Origin of the sequence: Bifidobacterium sp. CP2 (genome assembly GCF_018555635.1) — a bacterium.
Classification (GTDB): Bacteria; Actinomycetota; Actinomycetes; order Actinomycetales; family Bifidobacteriaceae; genus Bifidobacterium; species Bifidobacterium saguinibicoloris.
In genome coordinates this window covers 290,038-305,817 of record NZ_JAFEJX010000001.1, presented here as the reverse complement: position 1 = coordinate 305,817, position 15,780 = coordinate 290,038, and the positions used below count along the sequence as shown (strand labels likewise).

Here is a 15,780-nt window from a genome sequence, read left to right as displayed (position 1 = left end):
TCGCGCGGAGGCGACGTCGACCCGACTACCATGGGAGTCGAAGAGGTGGTCGTCATGAAGCGTTCCCTTTCCGTGCGTCCGGCCGCGGTGGCCGGCGCCTTCTATCCCGCGGACCGTGACGAGCTGACGGGGATGATCGACCGGCAGTTCGACTATGGGCGCAAGCTGGTCGCGGCCATGGGGGAGTCCCTGCCCGCCGGCGCGCCGAAGGCGGTGATCGTGCCGCATGCCGGATACGTCTATTCCGGCACGACGGCGGCGCTCGCCTACGCGCTGCTCGCACGCGGACGCGGCTCGGTCCGCCGCGCGGTCATCGTCGGACCCACGCATCGCGTGGCCGTGCGCGGCGTCGCCTGCCCCACGGCGGAAGCGTTCTCGACGCCGCTCGGCGTGACGCCGGTCGACGTCGCGTCCGAACGCCGCGCGTTGGGCCTGCCGTCCGACGCGCCGTTGCGCTCCGGCATGAAGGCCGCGCCCGACGCCCCCGCGCCCGCGCTCATCGTCCACGACCCGACGCATGCGCGGGAGCATGCCGTCGAGGTACAGATCCCGTTCCTCGAGACCGTGTTCGGTCCGGATCTCGAAATCGTGCCGTTGAACGCCGGCGACGCCTCCCCGCGCGAGGTCGGCGACGTGCTGCGCGCCCTGTGGGGAGGGTCTGAGACCGTCATCGTCATCAGCTCCGATCTGTCCCACTATCATCCGCAGGAGGTCGCGCGCGCGTTGGACGACGAGACCATCGACGCGATCGCGCATCTCGACGGGCCCATCCACCCGCGTCGCGCATGCGGCGCGTATCCGGTCGACGGCCTGCTCGACGTGCTGACGCGCGGGCTGCGTCCGGAAGCGCACGGCGACGGTCCTGCCGACGACGACGTCGCGTTCGACCTGCGGCTGCTCGGCCGCAGCACGTCCGGCGACGACGGTGTGGTCGCGCCCGCCGACGAGCCGCGTCCGCGCATGGACGACCCGGACGAGGCCGTCGTCGGCTACGCGTCGTTCGCCGTCTGGCAGACGGCCGTGGCGGCCGATGACGACGGCACGGCGACGGCGGAAGCGGCGGCCGCGGCCGGAAGCGCGGACGCCGAAGGCACGGCGGACATGACCGATGAGGACGGCGGCGACGCCGACGCATCGCACGGCGACGTGCTGCTGCGCCTCGCACGCGCCGCGATCCGCGAACACCTGGAACTGGACGACGCGCCCGAGGACCGGCCGAACGCGATCATCGAACGCCACCCATGGCTCTACGGGAACGGCGCGAGCTTCGTCACCCTCACCGAAGACGGGGACCTGCGCGGCTGCATCGGCACGCTGCAGGCGTACCGGCCGCTCGGCTGCGACGTGGCCGCCCACGCGGTCGACGCCGCCAGCCGCGACCCGCGCTTCACGCCCGTCACCGCGGAGGAATACCCGCTGCTCGACGTCGAGGTGTCGGTGCTGGGCAAACCCGAGCCCATCGAAGTCGTGACGCCTGTATGGCGGCGCGGGGACGACGGCATGACGGCCGCCGAACCGGAACGGCATCCCGTGCGCTCGCGCAACGAGCTCGAACGGGCCTTGAGGCCCGGCGAGGACGGGCTCGTGCTCGCCGAACGCGGCGGACGCGGCCGCCGGGCGACGTTCCTGCCGCAGGTATGGGAGCAGCTGCCCTCCCCGCACGATTTCGTCTCGCACCTGCTCGCCAAGGCCGGCCTGCCCGCGGACCTCGACTGGCGGGACGGCGAGATCGCCTGTGAACGCTACGAGGTGACGGCGTATGCCGAACACGCGTGAGACGGCCCACGCCAGACACGCCGGCGGCGGGACCACGATCATATCGGCCGTGGATGCGCGGGCCAAGTACGGCCCCGCGCTGGGGCGCTGGCAGACGCGGTTCGCGGACGGCACCGGACGCGCCCGCTGCGAACTGTGCCCGCGGCGCTGCGTGCTGAGACCCGGCCAACGCGGCTTCTGCTTCGTGCGATCCAACCACGAAGGATTCATCGTGTCCGACACGTACGGGCGCAGCTCCGGGTTCGCCGTCGATCCGGTGGAGAAGAAGCCCCTCAACCACTTCCACCCCGGATCGAGCGTATTGAGCTTCGGCACGGCCGGATGCAACTCCGGATGCCGGTTCTGCCAGAACTGGGACATCTCCAAGGCGCGCGACTTTGACCGGCTCGGCGTCGAGGCGTCCCCGGAACGGATCGCGGCCGTCGCCGCCGAACGCGGCATCGACTCCATCGCGTTCACATACAACGACCCCATCGTGTTCGCCGAATACGCCATCGACACGGCGGCCGCCTGCCGTGCGCGCGGCATCCACCCGATCGCCGTCACCGCCGGATACATGGCCGCGCCGGCCCGGCCCGAATTCTACGGGATGATGGACGCCGCCAACATCGACCTCAAAGGATTCACCGAGGACTTCTATCGGAAGGTCACCGGCACGCACCTGAAGGACGTGCTCGACACCATCGACTACGCGGTCAACGAGGCGCGCACCCCGGACGGACGGCACGTGTGGGTGGAGCTCACCACGCTGCTCATCCCCGGACTCAACGACGACGACGCGCAGCTGCACGCCGAATGCGCATGGATCCGCGAACACTGCGGACCGGACGTGCCATTGCACTTCTCCGCGTTCCACCCGGCGTGGAAGATGACTGACGTGCCGCCCACGCCGCACGCGACGCTGACCCGCGCCCGTCGCATCGCGATGGCGGAGGGGATGCACTACGTCTACACCGGCAACGTGCACGACAGCGAGGGCGACACCACCTACTGCCCGAACCCGGACTGCCGCGCCGCGCTCATCGTGCGCGACTGGTACCGGATCGTCGAGGACCGATTGCGCGGCACGGACGGCCGCTGCCCCGAATGCGGCACGCCGATAGCGGGACGATGGGCGTAGCGGACGGCGTCGTACACGTCGTGCGCGTCGTGCGCGTCGGGCGCGTCGGGCGGCCCGTCGGGCCTCCCACGTCCGGTCAGCGCAGGTCGCCGATACGCGAGGCGAGCGTGCGCATCGACTTCAGGCTCGCCTCGTAGCGTGCCGCCGTCGCGATGAGCAGCACGCCGGCGATGAGCAGCCACACCCACCAGAAATCACGGGAGAACGCGCTGATCCACGGCCACAGCACCGTGACGACATGCACGACGAGCACCACCGAACCATACACCAGCGGGAACTGCAACCGGCCGATCGCACCCAGCAGCACCATGCCCACGGCGATGGCGAACAAGGCGAACATGCGCAGGAACGACGGCGTCCCCCGCCAGCTGATGAGCAGCGAAGGCGCGGTCAGCAGCACCAGTCCCGGCGCGAGCGCCGGCGCGCTGCGCAACGCCGGCCACAGCATCATCCAGCGCAGGCCCACCAGCAGCGCCGCCACGCCCACGATGTCGATGATCAGATCGATGGACACGTACGGGTGCGGCGTGAACAACGTGGACAGGAACAGATAGGCCGTGGCGATGACGGCGAACGCCACGGCGATGATGCCGTTCGCATCCATGCCCTTGGCGGCGGTCACCGTGGCGGTGCACTCCGCCGGAACGGGGGCTGCCAACGGCATCGGCTCCGGCTGGGGCGTGAGCATGGGGGCGGCGGAATACGCCGGAGCGGGCATGACCTGACTGACGGGCGCCGGGCCACCCATCGGCGGCTCGGGCATCGGACCTGCATATCCGGGGGCGGAGGCCGGGGCCGGCACCGAACCCAACGGCGGCATCGGGCCGCCGGAAGGCATCGGGCCGCCGGGAGCCATCGGACCGTGCGGAGGCGCCGGACGCAGCACGACGGTCTTCTCCACCGGACGCGCGGCGAGCATCCACGCGCCCGCCGCACCGGCCGCCAACGCGCCATAGGCCGTCAACGACGGCAGCAACGACGGGCCATCGAACCGGGAGAACTCGCTGCACACCATGATCGTCGCCAGCGCGGAACCGGACAGCGTGGCGGCCACACGCTCCGGAGCGCTCACCACCGTGACCCGATCCGACGTGAGACAACCCACACCCACCGCGATTGCGGCCACGAGCACCGTCGCCAGATTCGCCCAGGCACGGCCCCAATCCTCGCCCAGCATCGGACGCAGCACCCGCAGCAACGGCACCGACACGCTCGCCGCCGCCACGACCAGACCGATCACCGGCGGCACACGCAGCCCATGCGCGACCGGACGGCCCGCGGAACCGCGCCGCACATGCAGCACCGTGAGCAACAACAGCCAGACGGCCAGCACCAGCGGCAGCGGACAGAGTGCGAACCACAGCGGGTCGCCGTAATCCATCCCCGGATACAACAGCAGCGAGGCCGGCGCAGACAGGACCATCGCCACGATCGCGGCGCACAGCCACTCGAAATCCGCGTGACGGGAACGCGGATCGGACGGCAACAGGAACGCCAACGCGACCGCCGTCAACGCGCCGCCCGTCAACTCCAACGAGACCAACGTCTCGCCGCCCCGCACCGGCAGGGCGTACAGCATCATCATCACCGACAACGGCAGCGCCGGCGTCACGAACAACGCATACGCGCGCAACGGCGGCACGTCCTCCCCATGCGGCACCAGACGCAGGCCGAGCGCCACGAACGCGAGCACGGCGAGCAGGATGCCGGACAGCAGCCTGTCGCCGCCGGCCGCGGCCGGAATCGGGGAGACGTCGCCGAACAGGAACGCGCTCGCCGACAACGCGAGCAGTCCGGCCCACGACAGGCCCTCGGCCGTGACGCGCAGACGCCGGGCGAGCGGGACGCCGGCCGCCAGCGCGGCCGCGCCGACCACGCCGATGCAGACCGCGCGGCCGAAGTCGCCGAGCAGACCGTACGCGAACCATCCGAACGCGATGACGGCCAGCACGACCAACGCCACGCCCAGCACGAGCAGCAGCGTCTGCACGCTCGAATGGGGGCGCCGCTGCGGGTAGGGTTGCGGTTGCGGTTGCGGTTGCGGTTGCGGTTGTGGGTAGGGCTGTGGGCCCGATTGCGGATACGGCGACGGTTGGGGATACGGCTGCGTCTGCGGATACGGATACGACGACGGCTGGTATGGCGGTTGATACGACGGTTGGTACGGCGACGGCGGATACGGACGGGCCGGAGGCTGCGGCGGCACGGCACCCTGCGGTACGGCCCACTGGGGCGCGGCGTGCCCCGACATGTCCTCCTGCGGTGCGGCCGCCGGCCGATCGTTCCCCTCAGGCTGCGGCTGTATGCCCGGTCGTGGCTCTGGTTGCGTCATCGCGCCCCTCCTGTTCCCCTATGTGCCACCATTGTCGCACCGAACGACGGGAAAACCAAGCACGCGCGGATGGGATGCGGGGAGCCGGGGCGGCTTGTCGTTTGACGCGAATATCTTGGAGCCTATGACTTCCAAAACCCTTCGTATGTCTACCCTGTTCCTGCGCACCCTGCGCGAGGACCCCGCCGACGCGGACGTCGATTCCGCGAAGCTCCTGCAGCGCGCCGGATACATCCGCAAGGCCGCGCCCGGCATCTGGACCTGGCTGCCGCTCGGCCTGCGCGTGCTCAACAAGATCGAGGCCATCATCCGCGAGGAGATGGCAGGCATCGGCGCCCAGGAGGTGCACTTCCCGGCCCTGCTGCCGCGCGAACCGTACGAGGCCACCCACCGCTGGGAGGAATACGGCGACAACATCTTCCGTCTCAAGGACCGCCATCAGGCCGACTACCTGCTCGCGCCGACCCACGAGGAGATGTTCACCCTCCTGGTCAAGGACATGTACTCGTCCTACAAGGACCTGCCCGTCACGCTCTACCAGATCCAGACCAAGTACCGCGACGAGTTCCGTCCGCGCGCCGGCCTCATCCGCGGCCGCGAGTTCGTGATGAAGGACGCCTACTCGTTCAGCATCGACGAGGAGGGCCTCAAGAAGGCGTATTACGACGAGCGCGGCGCGTACGAGCGCGTGTTCCAGCGCCTCGACCTCAAGTACGTGCCGGTGTTCGCGATGTCCGGCCCGATGGGCGGCTCCGCATCCGAGGAGTTCCTCGCCCCGATGCCGATCGGCGAGGACACGTTCGCGCTCGCCCCGTCCGGCAAGGCATGGAACGTCGAGGCCCTGCACACGCCGGAACTGCCGGAGATCGACGCCTCGAACACCCCGGCCGCGCACAAGGAGGCGACCCCGGACGCCAAGACCATCGACAAGATGATCGAACGCGCCGACGCCGACCATCCGCGCACCGACGGCCGCACGTGGGCGGCCTCCGACATCCTCAAGAACGTCGCCATCACCGTCAAGCACCCCGAGGACGAGGACCACGACGAGCCGTGGCGTGAAGTCGTCGTCGTGGGCGTGCCGGGCGACCGCACCGTCGACATGAAGCGTCTCGAAGCGCAGTTCGCGCCGGCCGAGATCGAGGAGGCCACCGAGGACGACCTCAAGCAGCACCCCGAACTGGTGCTCGGCTACATCGGACCGATGGTGCTCGGCCCCCAGGCGAAGGCCGCGGGCGTCGAGAACCCGTGCCGCTACTTCGTCGACGCGCACGTCGTCAAGGGTTCCGCATGGTTCACCGGCGCCGACGAGCACGAGGTCGACTACTACGACCTCGTCTACGGACGCGACTTCGAGGCCGACGGCACCGTCGAGGCCGTCGAGGTCCGTCACGGCGACATGAGCCCGGACGGCTCCGGCCCGTTGAGCTTCGAGCGCGGCGTGGAGATCGGCCAGGTCTTCCAGCTGGGCCTCAAGTACTCCAACGCGCTGGGACTCAAGGTCCTCGACCAGAACGGCAAGGCCGTCCCGGTGTGGATGGGCTGCTACGGCATCGGCGTCTCCCGTGTGCTCGCCTGCGTCGCCGAGACGCATCACGACGAGCGCGGCCTCGCCTGGCCGACCGTCATCGCGCCGGCCCAGGTGCACGTCGTCGCCACCGGCAAGGACGAGAAGGCGTTCGAAGGTGCTGAGAAGCTGGTGGAGGAGCTCGAGGCCAAGGGCGTCGAGGTCATCTACGACGACCGCAAGAAGGTGTCCCCGGGTGTGAAGTTCAAGGACGCCGAGCTCATCGGCGTGCCGGTCATTGCTGTGGTGGGTCGCGACTACGTCAACGACGGCACCATCGAGGTGCGCGGCCGCGACGGCTCCGACAAGGTGGCCGTGCCCGCCGCCGACGCCGTCGACGAGCTGCTCAAGCGCCTGTAAAGGACGAAACGTCGTCCGTTGCGGAACGACATCGAGGAATCCCGTCGCATCCTTTTCCGGGGTGCGGCGGGATCGTTCGTATGTGGGGATGCGTCCATGGAAAGACCCTTGGCATGAATGTGGATAACCGGTCCGCCATCCACACGCCGTCCACAACACGCCCGGCGGGCGGGGCTCCGGCCACAATGCCCGGTCCCCGTTGCCGCACTGGCCTCCGATGCCGCACGCTGGAGACACCGAAGGGCCGATGTGGACCCGGACGGGACGCACGGCGACACGGCGGCCGTCGCACGTTTTCGTCGCAACGCATGCGGTCCTTCGGTCCAATCGTCGAACCGGCCGATCGGCCGCATACGGAAAGGACCGCACATGGGCATCCAACAAGGGCTGGTGACCGTCACCGGCAACCTCGGGGCCAACCCCACCTCGTTCTCCGGCAAGGACGGCACGCCGGCCTGCTCGTTCAGGGTGGGCGTGACGCCGCGCTACTACGATTCGCGTTCCGGGCAATGGCGCGACCGGAACACCTCATGGATCAACGTGCGCGCCTACCGCACGCTGGCCATGAACATCATGGGCTCGCTCAACAAAGGCGACCCGGTCATCGTGACCGGCACGCTGCACAGCGACCGCTGGCAGAAGGACGGCGTGGACCGGGAGATGCCCGTCATCGAGGCGAACGCCGTCGGCCACGACCTGAGCCAGGGTGTCGCCAACTTCGGACGGCGCAGGCAGCCGAACATGGGACAGCCGAACATGGGGCAACCGAACATGGGGCAGCAGGCCAACACGCAAGGCAACATGCAGACCAACGTGCAGACGGCCGGCGGCTCCGGGGCCGCCGGCACAGTGCAGGCGCCCGTCGTGCAGGCACCCGTCGTGCCGCCGCAGCCGGCCGGCGTGCAGATTCCCGCCGCGCAACCGCAGCCGGCCGGACAGCCGGTCGACCTCGCCACCGGCGAGATCCGCGAGACCGGCGTGACGACCGGCGGCGGGAATCCGACCGCCGTCCAGACGGCATCGGCCGACGGAACACCCCCATCGGAGCCCGAGGACGGCTTCGAGCCGGGCGACTTCCAATAGGACGCGTGCGGGTGACGGATTCCGCGGCAACGGAAACGGGTGTGCCCGGACGGATGCCCGCATCCGTCCGGGCACACCCGGGATGGCCGTGGCGCGGCCCGTGCGGCGTGGTCCTACGGACCGCTACCAGATGCGCACGCGCGCTTCCGGCGCGAGGTACATCGGGTCGCCCGGCTTCACGTCGAACGCCCGGTAGAACAGGTCCACGTTGCGCACGATGCCGTTCGTGCGGCATTCGGCGGGGGAGTGCGGGTCGATCTGCAGGTACTGCTCGGCCAGCTCGTCACGGTTCTTCGTGCGCCAGATCGATGCGTAGCTCAGGAAGAAGCGCTGCAGACCGGTGAAGCCGTCCAGCTCCGGGGCGGTCGCGAGCGACGCCTCGATGGCCTCGGCGGAGCCGTCCTCGGGACGGCCCGCGGCCTTGTCAAGCGCGAACGCGTACGCCTTGAGCGCGATGTTCACGCCGCCCAGATCGCCGATGTTCTCGCCGATTGTCAGCGCGCCGTTGACGTGCGGGGCCTTGTCCGGCTCGTCCGCGTACTTCTCCTGAAGCTGCTTGGGCACGAACGCGTCGTACTGCTCGATGAGCGCCTTCGTGCGCGCCTCGAAGTTCGCCTTGTCGTCGGCCGTCCACCAGTCGTGGAGCCTGCCGTCGCCGTCGTACTGGGCGCCCTGGTCGTCGAAGCCGTGGCCGATCTCGTGACCGATCACCGCGCCGATGCCGCCGTAATTGGCCGCGTCCTCCGCGTCCGGGTCGAAGAACGGAGGCTGCAGGATGGCCGCCGGGAACACGATGACGTTCATCGTCGGCTCGTAGTAGGCGTTCACCGTCTGCGGGTTCATCAGCCACTCGTCCTTGTCGACCGGCTTGCCGGCCTTGCCCAGCTCGTAGCCCATCACATACAGGGCCACGGCCTTCATGTTGTCGGCGAACACCGCGTCCTCGTGCACGTCCAGCGCCGCATAGTCGCGCCAGTGGTTCGTGTAGCCGATCTTCGGCGTGAATTTGGAGAGCTTCTCCAGCGCCTTCGCCTTGGTGTCCTCGCCCAGCCAATCGGAGTTCGTGATGGACACGCGGTACGCGTCGATGAGGTTCGCGACCAGCTGCTCCATGCGCTTCTTCGAGCTTTCCGGGAAGTGACGGCGCACGTACTCGCGGCCCACGTCCTCGCCGCACACGCCGTTGACCATGCCCACGCCGCGCTTCCAACGGTCGCGCTGCTTCTTCTGACCGGACAGCACCTTGCCGAAGAAGTCGAAGTTCGTCCGGTCGAACTCATGCGACAGGTAGGAGGCGCCGCCGACGATCATGTGGACGCGCGCCCACAGCTTGAGGTCCTCCAGATCGGCCGCCTCCCAGAACGCGTCGAGACCCGTGAGGAAGCTCGGCTCGTGCACGATCACGCGGCTGAAGACCGCGCGGAAGTCGAGCGGCTGCACGGCCGATGCGGGCTTGGCGTCGTAGCCGGCCTGGCAGGCGTCGATCCACGCGCCGATGTCGAAGTGCTTCAGCTCCTCGGACAGCTCGGCGAAGTCGGTGGGGTTGTAGGTCTTCACCGAGTCGCGCGTGGCCACGTTGTCCCAATGGTTCGCGGCGATGCGGGTCTCCACGTCGAGGAAGCGGCGGGCCATGTCGAGAGCCGCCTCGCTCGGAGTGGGGATCGGGGATTCGCCGGAGTCCGCGGCATCCTCGTCGGAGGCGTCGCCGTGCGTCGGAATCTCGTCGTCGACGTTCGGATTGTCCTCGGCGGCGGGCGCGTAGCCGGCGTTCACCAGCTGGGTGGCGACCATGCGCACGTACGCCTCGCGCACCGGCGCGTAGTGGTCCTCACGGTAGTAGGCCTCGTCCGGCAGCAGCAGGCCGGCCTGCTCGATGTGCAGGATGTTGTGGTCCGGGTCGCCCGGGTCGCCGTAGACGGCGATGCCGAGGATGTCGGAGCCGCCCTCGGCGTTGAGCCTGCCGAGCGCGCGGGTCATGCCGGCCTTGTCCGTCACGGCGTCGATGATGTCGAGCGCCGGTCTGATTGGGCTGATGCCGGCCTTCTCGATCGCCTCGGTGTTGAGGAACGAACGGTACAGGGCTCGCGACTTCGCGGCCGGACGGGCCTCGCCGTTCTCCGGGGCGTCGCCGGAATCATCCTCGTCCTCGAGGATGTCGCGGATCTGGTTCTCCGCGTCCTCGGCGAGCTTGTCGAACGAACCGTAGCGGGAACGGTCGTCGGGCAGGCGGTAGGTGTCGATCCACGGGCCGTTCACGTAGCGGAACAGGTCCTCGGAGGGCTTGATGACGCCGGAGAACGACGCCGGATCGATGCCGGCCTTCAACGCCGGCGTGGTTGTTGCTGATGTTGCACTCATAACGCCCAGCCTAGTCCCCGCGGCGGGCATCCGGTTGATGTATGGGGATGGTTGGATGTGCGGGGACGGTTGGATGTGCGGGGACGGTTGGATGTGCGGGTAGCAGGATGGAGGGCGATGGATTGATGGCGGGACGGGGTTGGGGGAGTCGTTTCCGTGCCAATCCCGTCGTATCCCTGCCATCCTTGGCGCGCTTCCGACGCGCATGGCCGGTCGGCGTCGGTTCCGTGCCATCCTTGGCTCGCATGCGATGCTGAGGGGCCTCGTAGCATCGCCTCCGTGCCAACTTTGGCGCGCATGCGACGCGCATGACCTGTCAGCGTTGCTTCCGTGCCATATTTGGCGCGCTCCCGACGCTGAGCGGTCTCGTAGCGTCGCCTCCCTGCCATCCGTGGCACGCATGCGACGTTTCCGTCCCGTTGGCGTCGATTTCATGCCAGCCGTGGCACGCTCCCTACGCAGATGGCACAGAACCGACGCGGATGGCGTGCTCCCGACGCTGGTGTTGAAAACATGCGGGGTGGCACCAGCGATGTGCGGATACGACAACCCCATCGATGAATCGCGGATACGCCGATGACGGCTCACGCCGTCCCGAAGGTCACGCGTCGCCCAAAGGCCTGACCACGAGCGCCTGGCCCAATTGCGCGCACAGCGCATTGCAGATGGCGTTCACATGGTCGTCGTTCTTGCCCCACACGTCCACGAGACCGACCTCGAGCACCGAGGTGATGGTCACCCACGTCCGTCCGTCGGGCCCTTGGGTGACCTGCGCGGTCACCCTTTCACCCCACGAGGTGAGGCCGACGCCCTTGCTGAACATCACCATCCACGATTCTGGGTGGGGCATGGCGGGTCCCAGCCCGTCCACACCCGGCCCGATGCGCGTGAGCGCGTTGTAGACGTCGATGGGACGTTGCGGGAACGATACGGTCGTCGTCCTTCCAGCTCCCCAACCCATGGGAACCTCCTTGGTTCGTGGCCCTCGGCTCCACCCGGCGGCCGGGACGGCACCGATCAGTACAGCACGATCTGCCGGTGGAGGATGGCCTTGTTGCCCTTGGCGGGCGTCGCCTTCCAGTCTACGCCGCGGAACCCGCTGTGTCCGGCGTGACGGTCCGCGTACTTGTGCATCCATTCGAAGCACTGCTGCGTCTGGATGGCGTCGCTCAACGCGCGATGCTCCTCGTTGTCCGCGATGCCGAACCGTTGGATGAGGTCGAGCAGACGGTGTCGGCGCTGTTCGGGGAACATGGCGCGGCTGATCTGCATGGTGTCGTAGTCCAGGCAGGAGAACGGCTCGCCGAGCACCTGACGGCAGTTGTAGTCGATGAAGCTCAGGTCGAACTTGATGTTGTGGCCGATGAGCGGTTCGATTGCGGCGATGCCGCCGTCGGTCCCGCCGTCCGCCCCGTCCGCGCCCTGCGCGAGCCACGCGGTGAACTCCGGCAGCACCTGGTCGATGGGGTCGAGCCCGGAGACCATGTCGTCGGTGATGCCGGTGAGCCTGACCACCTGCGCCGGAATCGGCTTCAACGGGTTCACCAGACGCTGGAACCGGTCCACGATGCGCCGGTCGCGCACGCGCACGGCGCCGATCTCCGTGATCGCGCAGCTGTTCGGATAGAAGCCGGTGGTCTCCAGGTCGAGCGCCACGTAGTCGGACGGGAACCCCTCCACGCGGGGCGCGCGGGCGGCCTCCGCGGGTTCCGCGGCCTCAGCGGTGACGTCCTCGGAATCCGGCTGCCGGCCGAACGTGGTGATGCCGGAAACGGTCATGGTGTGCTCCTGTCCCTCAAGTGCGGTGATGGGCGTGGATGCCGTGCCCCTGCGACGGCGGCACGAAACGCCCACCCCATAGTAGACGGACATGCGGAGACGGGCGGACATGCGGAGACGGGCGGACATGCGGGGACCTGTCCGGGCCGCACGGCGGGGCGCCCGCTTCGCCCTCCGCGCCCGCGCCGTCCTATATTGGTGGGATATGCGTTCGGAACGACGGAAGGACGGATGATGACGCGGATCGTGGCGGGAATCGTGGCGCACGTGGACGCCGGCAAGACCACGCTGTCCGAGGCGCTGCTGTACCGCACCGGTGAGATCCGCAGACTCGGCCGCGTGGACCACGGCGACGCCTTCCTCGACACCGACGCCCTCGAGAAGGCGCGCGGCATCACCATCTCCGCGCATCAGGCGCTCGTCGAATACGGCGGCCTCGGCCTCACCCTGCTCGACACGCCCGGCCACGTCGACTTCGCGGCGGAGACCGAGCGTGTGCTGCGCGTGCTCGACTACGCGATCCTCGTGGTCTCCGGCACGGACGGCGTGCAGGGCCACACCGAGACGCTGTGGCGTCTGCTCGACCGCTACCATGTGCCCACGTTCGTCTTCGTCAACAAGTGCGACGCGCCCGGCTTCGACCGTGACGCCGTGCTCGCCCAGCTGCGCCGGCGCCTGTCCGACGCGGTCCAGCCGCTGCCTGCGATGGGGGAGGCGTCCGACGACGCGACGCCCGTGCCGTTCGGCGACGAGGTGGAGGACGTCGCCGCGTTGGACGAGCGGGCGATGGACGAGTATTTCGAGGCCGGTTCGCTTACGTTGGGCCGCGTGCGCGCGATGGTCGCCGCACGCGCGTTGTTCCCCGTGTTCTTCGGTTCCGCGTTGAAGCTCGACGGTGTCGGCGAGTTCCTCGACGGGTTCGCCGCGTACGCGCGCGAACCCGTGTGGCCGGCGGGGTTCGGCGCCCGCGTGTTCAAGGTCTCGCACGACGACAAGCACAACCGGCTCACCTGGCTGAGGGTGACCGGCGGCACGCTCAAGGCCAAGTCGCTGGTGCGTACGGGCGTAGGCGCCGGAGGCGACGCCGACGCGGATGTTCCGTCCGACGCGCCTGTGGACGCCGGCGCCGGAGGATACACCGAGAAGATCGACCAGGTGCGCGTCTACAACGGCGCGCGGTTCGACATCGCCACCGAACTGCCCGCCGGCGCGGTGTGCGCCGTGACCGGCCTCGAACACACGTTCCCCGGCGAAGGGCTGGGATGCGAACCCGACGCCGCATCGCCCTCCATGCAGCCGGTCCTCACCTACACCGTGCTGCCCGCCGGTGCGGCCGGAACGGACGGCGCCGGCGGCGACGTCCCGTCTCCAGCCACGACGCCCCGGTTCGACGACCTCACCCTGCACAAGGTCCTCACCGCCCTGCGCGAGCTCGAGGACGAGGACCCGCTGCTGCACGTGAACTGGGTGGAACGCGTGCAGGAGATCCACGTGCAGCTCATGGGCGCCATCCAGCTCGAAATCATCCAGCAGACCCTGCATGAACGGTTCGGATTGGACGTGTCGTTCGGCACGGGATCGATCCTCTACCGTGAGACCATCACGAAGCCCATCGAAGGCGTCGGACACTTCGAACCGCTGCGGCACTACGCCGAGGCGCACATCCTCATTGAACCGGGGGAGCCGGGCAGCGGCGTGAAGGTCGCGTCGGCCCTCACGACGAACGAGCTCGACCGCAACTGGCAGCGGCTCATCCTCACGCATCTGACCGAACGCGAGCATCTCGGCGTGCTCACCGGCTCGCCGCTCACCGACGTCGTGATGACGCTCGTCGCCGCACGCGCGCATCTTAAGCACACCGAAGGCGGCGACTTCCGTCAGGCGACGTACCGGGCGATCCGACAGGGGCTGATGGAGGCGCGTTCCGGCGTCGCCGGACACGCCGTCGTCGGACGGGACACGCAGCGTCCCGCGTACGAGATTGACGATGACGACGCCGACGACGCGACGGCGTCGTCGGCGAAGTCGGAGAAGACGGGAAAGGACGCGTCGGACGGGACCGCCGCGTCGGACGACGCCCGCGCCGAAGCCGTCACAGCGATGGCGAAGGCCGTCGCCGCCGACCCGGGCCATTGCATGGTGCTGGAGCCGTGGTACCGGTTCCGTCTCGAAGTGCCGGACGACATGCTGGGACGTGCGATGGCCGACGTCCAACGCATGTCCGGCACGTTCGGCCCGTCCTCGCAGGACGGCGGATACGCGCTCATCGAAGGCGAGGCGCCGGTCTCCGAGATGCGCGACTACGCGATGGACGTCAACGCGTACACGCACGGACGCGGCCGGCTCTCCCTCACGTTCGGCGGGTACCGTCCGTGCCACGACCAGGCGCGCGTCATCGAGGAGGCCCGGTACGATCCGGAGGCCGATTTGGACCACACACCCGATTCCGTGTTCTGCGCGCACGGCGCCGGATACCCGGTGAAATGGTACAAGGTGCCCGAATTCATGCACGTGCCATACGCCACGGCGTGAGGACGCGACGCGCGCCGCACGCGCCTGACGCGGCGGCGTCGGACGGCGTCACCAGATCCGCGGACGGACCAGACCGTTCGACTCGAGGAAACGCTGCACGTCGCGCAGCTCGTCCATGTTGATGGAATGCGCCATGCCCGGGTAGATGTGCTCGCTCAACGTGCCGTGCGCACGCCAGAACGCGCCCATCGCCGCCACGTCCGCGGACGGGAAGATGTCGTCGGCGGCGCCGTGGCCGTAGAAGACCGGCGGCTGCGAGGCCTCGAGCGCCTTGTCGCCGTCCATCACGCCCGGCGCGAGCCAGCCGGAGAAGCTCACGGCCGCCGCATAGCGGGCCGGATCGAAGCGCAGCATGTGCGCCGCCAACAGACCGCCCTGCGAGAAGCCCATCGTGACCACCGGACGCGCGGCCGGGACGTTCGCCTTCACCCACGCGTCGATGGCGGCCGCCGCGTCGTACGCCTGACGGGTCAGCGACTCGCCCTCCGGCACACCCTCATGCGCCCAATCGCCGAACCACGTGTAGCCCATGCCGTACGCGATCGGTGCTCTGAGGCTCGCGTAGTCGGCCGAACCGGCGCCGCAGTAACGCAGCAGGTCGGGCAGGTCGTATTCGTTGGAACCCCAGCCGTGCAGCAGCACGAACACCGGGTCGGCGGAGGAATCGGAACCGTTCAGACGTGTCAAAGCCTTGGTGATTGTCATAGGACTTGTCATGATTCCCAGTGTAGGCGGGCGCCGGGGCGAAGGCATCGGGGCGGAGGTGCGCATAACACCCCATAAGCAACCCGTATAACGACACCCTGTTTCATGCGGGACGCGTGCGTTATCGTCGATACCAGCCGCGCGGGGAAGGGCTCCGCGCAACGCCAT

10 protein-coding genes are annotated in these 15,780 nt (G+C 68.8%); 5 read left to right on the top strand and 5 right to left on the bottom strand.

Features of this window, described 5'->3' with window-relative positions:
• The first annotated feature begins 54 nt into the window (after nucleotides 1–54).
• Nucleotides 55–1,776: an AmmeMemoRadiSam system protein B gene (gene amrB, locus JS531_RS01200; RefSeq protein ID WP_240541971.1), complete on the top strand. Its 1,722-nt coding sequence runs from the start codon at nucleotides 55–57 to the stop codon at nucleotides 1,774–1,776.
• On the top strand, nucleotides 1,760–2,896 hold the full coding sequence (amrS, locus tag JS531_RS01195; RefSeq protein ID WP_214311455.1) for an AmmeMemoRadiSam system radical SAM enzyme: 1,137 nt from the start codon (nucleotides 1,760–1,762) through the stop codon (nucleotides 2,894–2,896). Before amrB ends, amrS begins: the two co-directional genes overlap by 17 nt.
• Nucleotides 2,897–2,972: 76 nt before the next feature.
• Here the strand turns inward: amrS and JS531_RS01190 are convergent, their stop codons facing one another.
• Nucleotides 2,973–4,886 carry a hypothetical protein gene (locus JS531_RS01190; RefSeq protein ID WP_214311668.1) on the bottom strand — a complete coding sequence of 638 codons (1,914 nt, stop codon included), beginning with the start codon at nucleotides 4,884–4,886 and terminating at the stop codon, nucleotides 2,973–2,975.
• A gap of 466 nt (nucleotides 4,887–5,352) precedes the next feature.
• Between JS531_RS01190 and JS531_RS01185 the strand changes: the two genes are divergently transcribed.
• Entirely contained in the window at nucleotides 5,353–7,155 is a 1,803-nt protein-coding gene (locus JS531_RS01185; protein WP_214311453.1) for a proline--tRNA ligase, read from the top strand.
• A 369-nt stretch (nucleotides 7,156–7,524) separates the two neighbouring features.
• A complete protein-coding gene (locus tag JS531_RS01180; RefSeq protein ID WP_214311447.1) occupies nucleotides 7,525–8,238 on the top strand; it encodes a single-stranded DNA-binding protein in 714 nt (237 codons plus the stop codon).
• A 123-nt stretch (nucleotides 8,239–8,361) separates the two neighbouring features.
• Here the strand turns inward: JS531_RS01180 and JS531_RS01175 are convergent, their stop codons facing one another.
• The 3 genes from JS531_RS01175 to JS531_RS01165 all read right to left on the bottom strand — a co-directional run bounded on the left by JS531_RS01175 (nucleotide 8,362) and on the right by JS531_RS01165 (nucleotide 12,375).
• Nucleotides 8,362–10,596 carry a M13-type metalloendopeptidase gene (locus JS531_RS01175; protein WP_214311445.1) on the bottom strand — a complete coding sequence of 745 codons (2,235 nt, stop codon included), beginning with the start codon at nucleotides 10,594–10,596 and terminating at the stop codon, nucleotides 8,362–8,364.
• A 601-nt stretch (nucleotides 10,597–11,197) separates the two neighbouring features.
• Nucleotides 11,198–11,557 (bottom strand): hypothetical protein, encoded by a 360-nt coding sequence (locus JS531_RS01170; RefSeq protein WP_214311443.1) that lies wholly within the window; start codon nucleotides 11,555–11,557, stop codon nucleotides 11,198–11,200.
• A gap of 56 nt (nucleotides 11,558–11,613) precedes the next feature.
• Nucleotides 11,614–12,375 (bottom strand): 3'-5' exonuclease, encoded by a 762-nt coding sequence (locus JS531_RS01165; RefSeq protein WP_214311441.1) that lies wholly within the window; start codon nucleotides 12,373–12,375, stop codon nucleotides 11,614–11,616.
• 234 nt (nucleotides 12,376–12,609) lie between these two features.
• Between JS531_RS01165 and JS531_RS01160 the strand changes: the two genes are divergently transcribed.
• Nucleotides 12,610–14,907 carry a TetM/TetW/TetO/TetS family tetracycline resistance ribosomal protection protein gene (locus JS531_RS01160; protein ID WP_240541981.1) on the top strand — a complete coding sequence of 766 codons (2,298 nt, stop codon included), beginning with the start codon at nucleotides 12,610–12,612 and terminating at the stop codon, nucleotides 14,905–14,907.
• Nucleotides 14,908–14,955: 48 nt separating this feature from the next.
• Here JS531_RS01160 and JS531_RS01155 read toward each other — a convergent pair whose 3' ends face one another.
• Nucleotides 14,956–15,612, bottom strand: coding sequence for a dienelactone hydrolase family protein (locus JS531_RS01155; RefSeq protein WP_214311436.1), 657 nt, complete (start codon nucleotides 15,610–15,612; stop codon nucleotides 14,956–14,958).
• Nucleotides 15,613–15,780 lie beyond the last annotated feature (168 nt).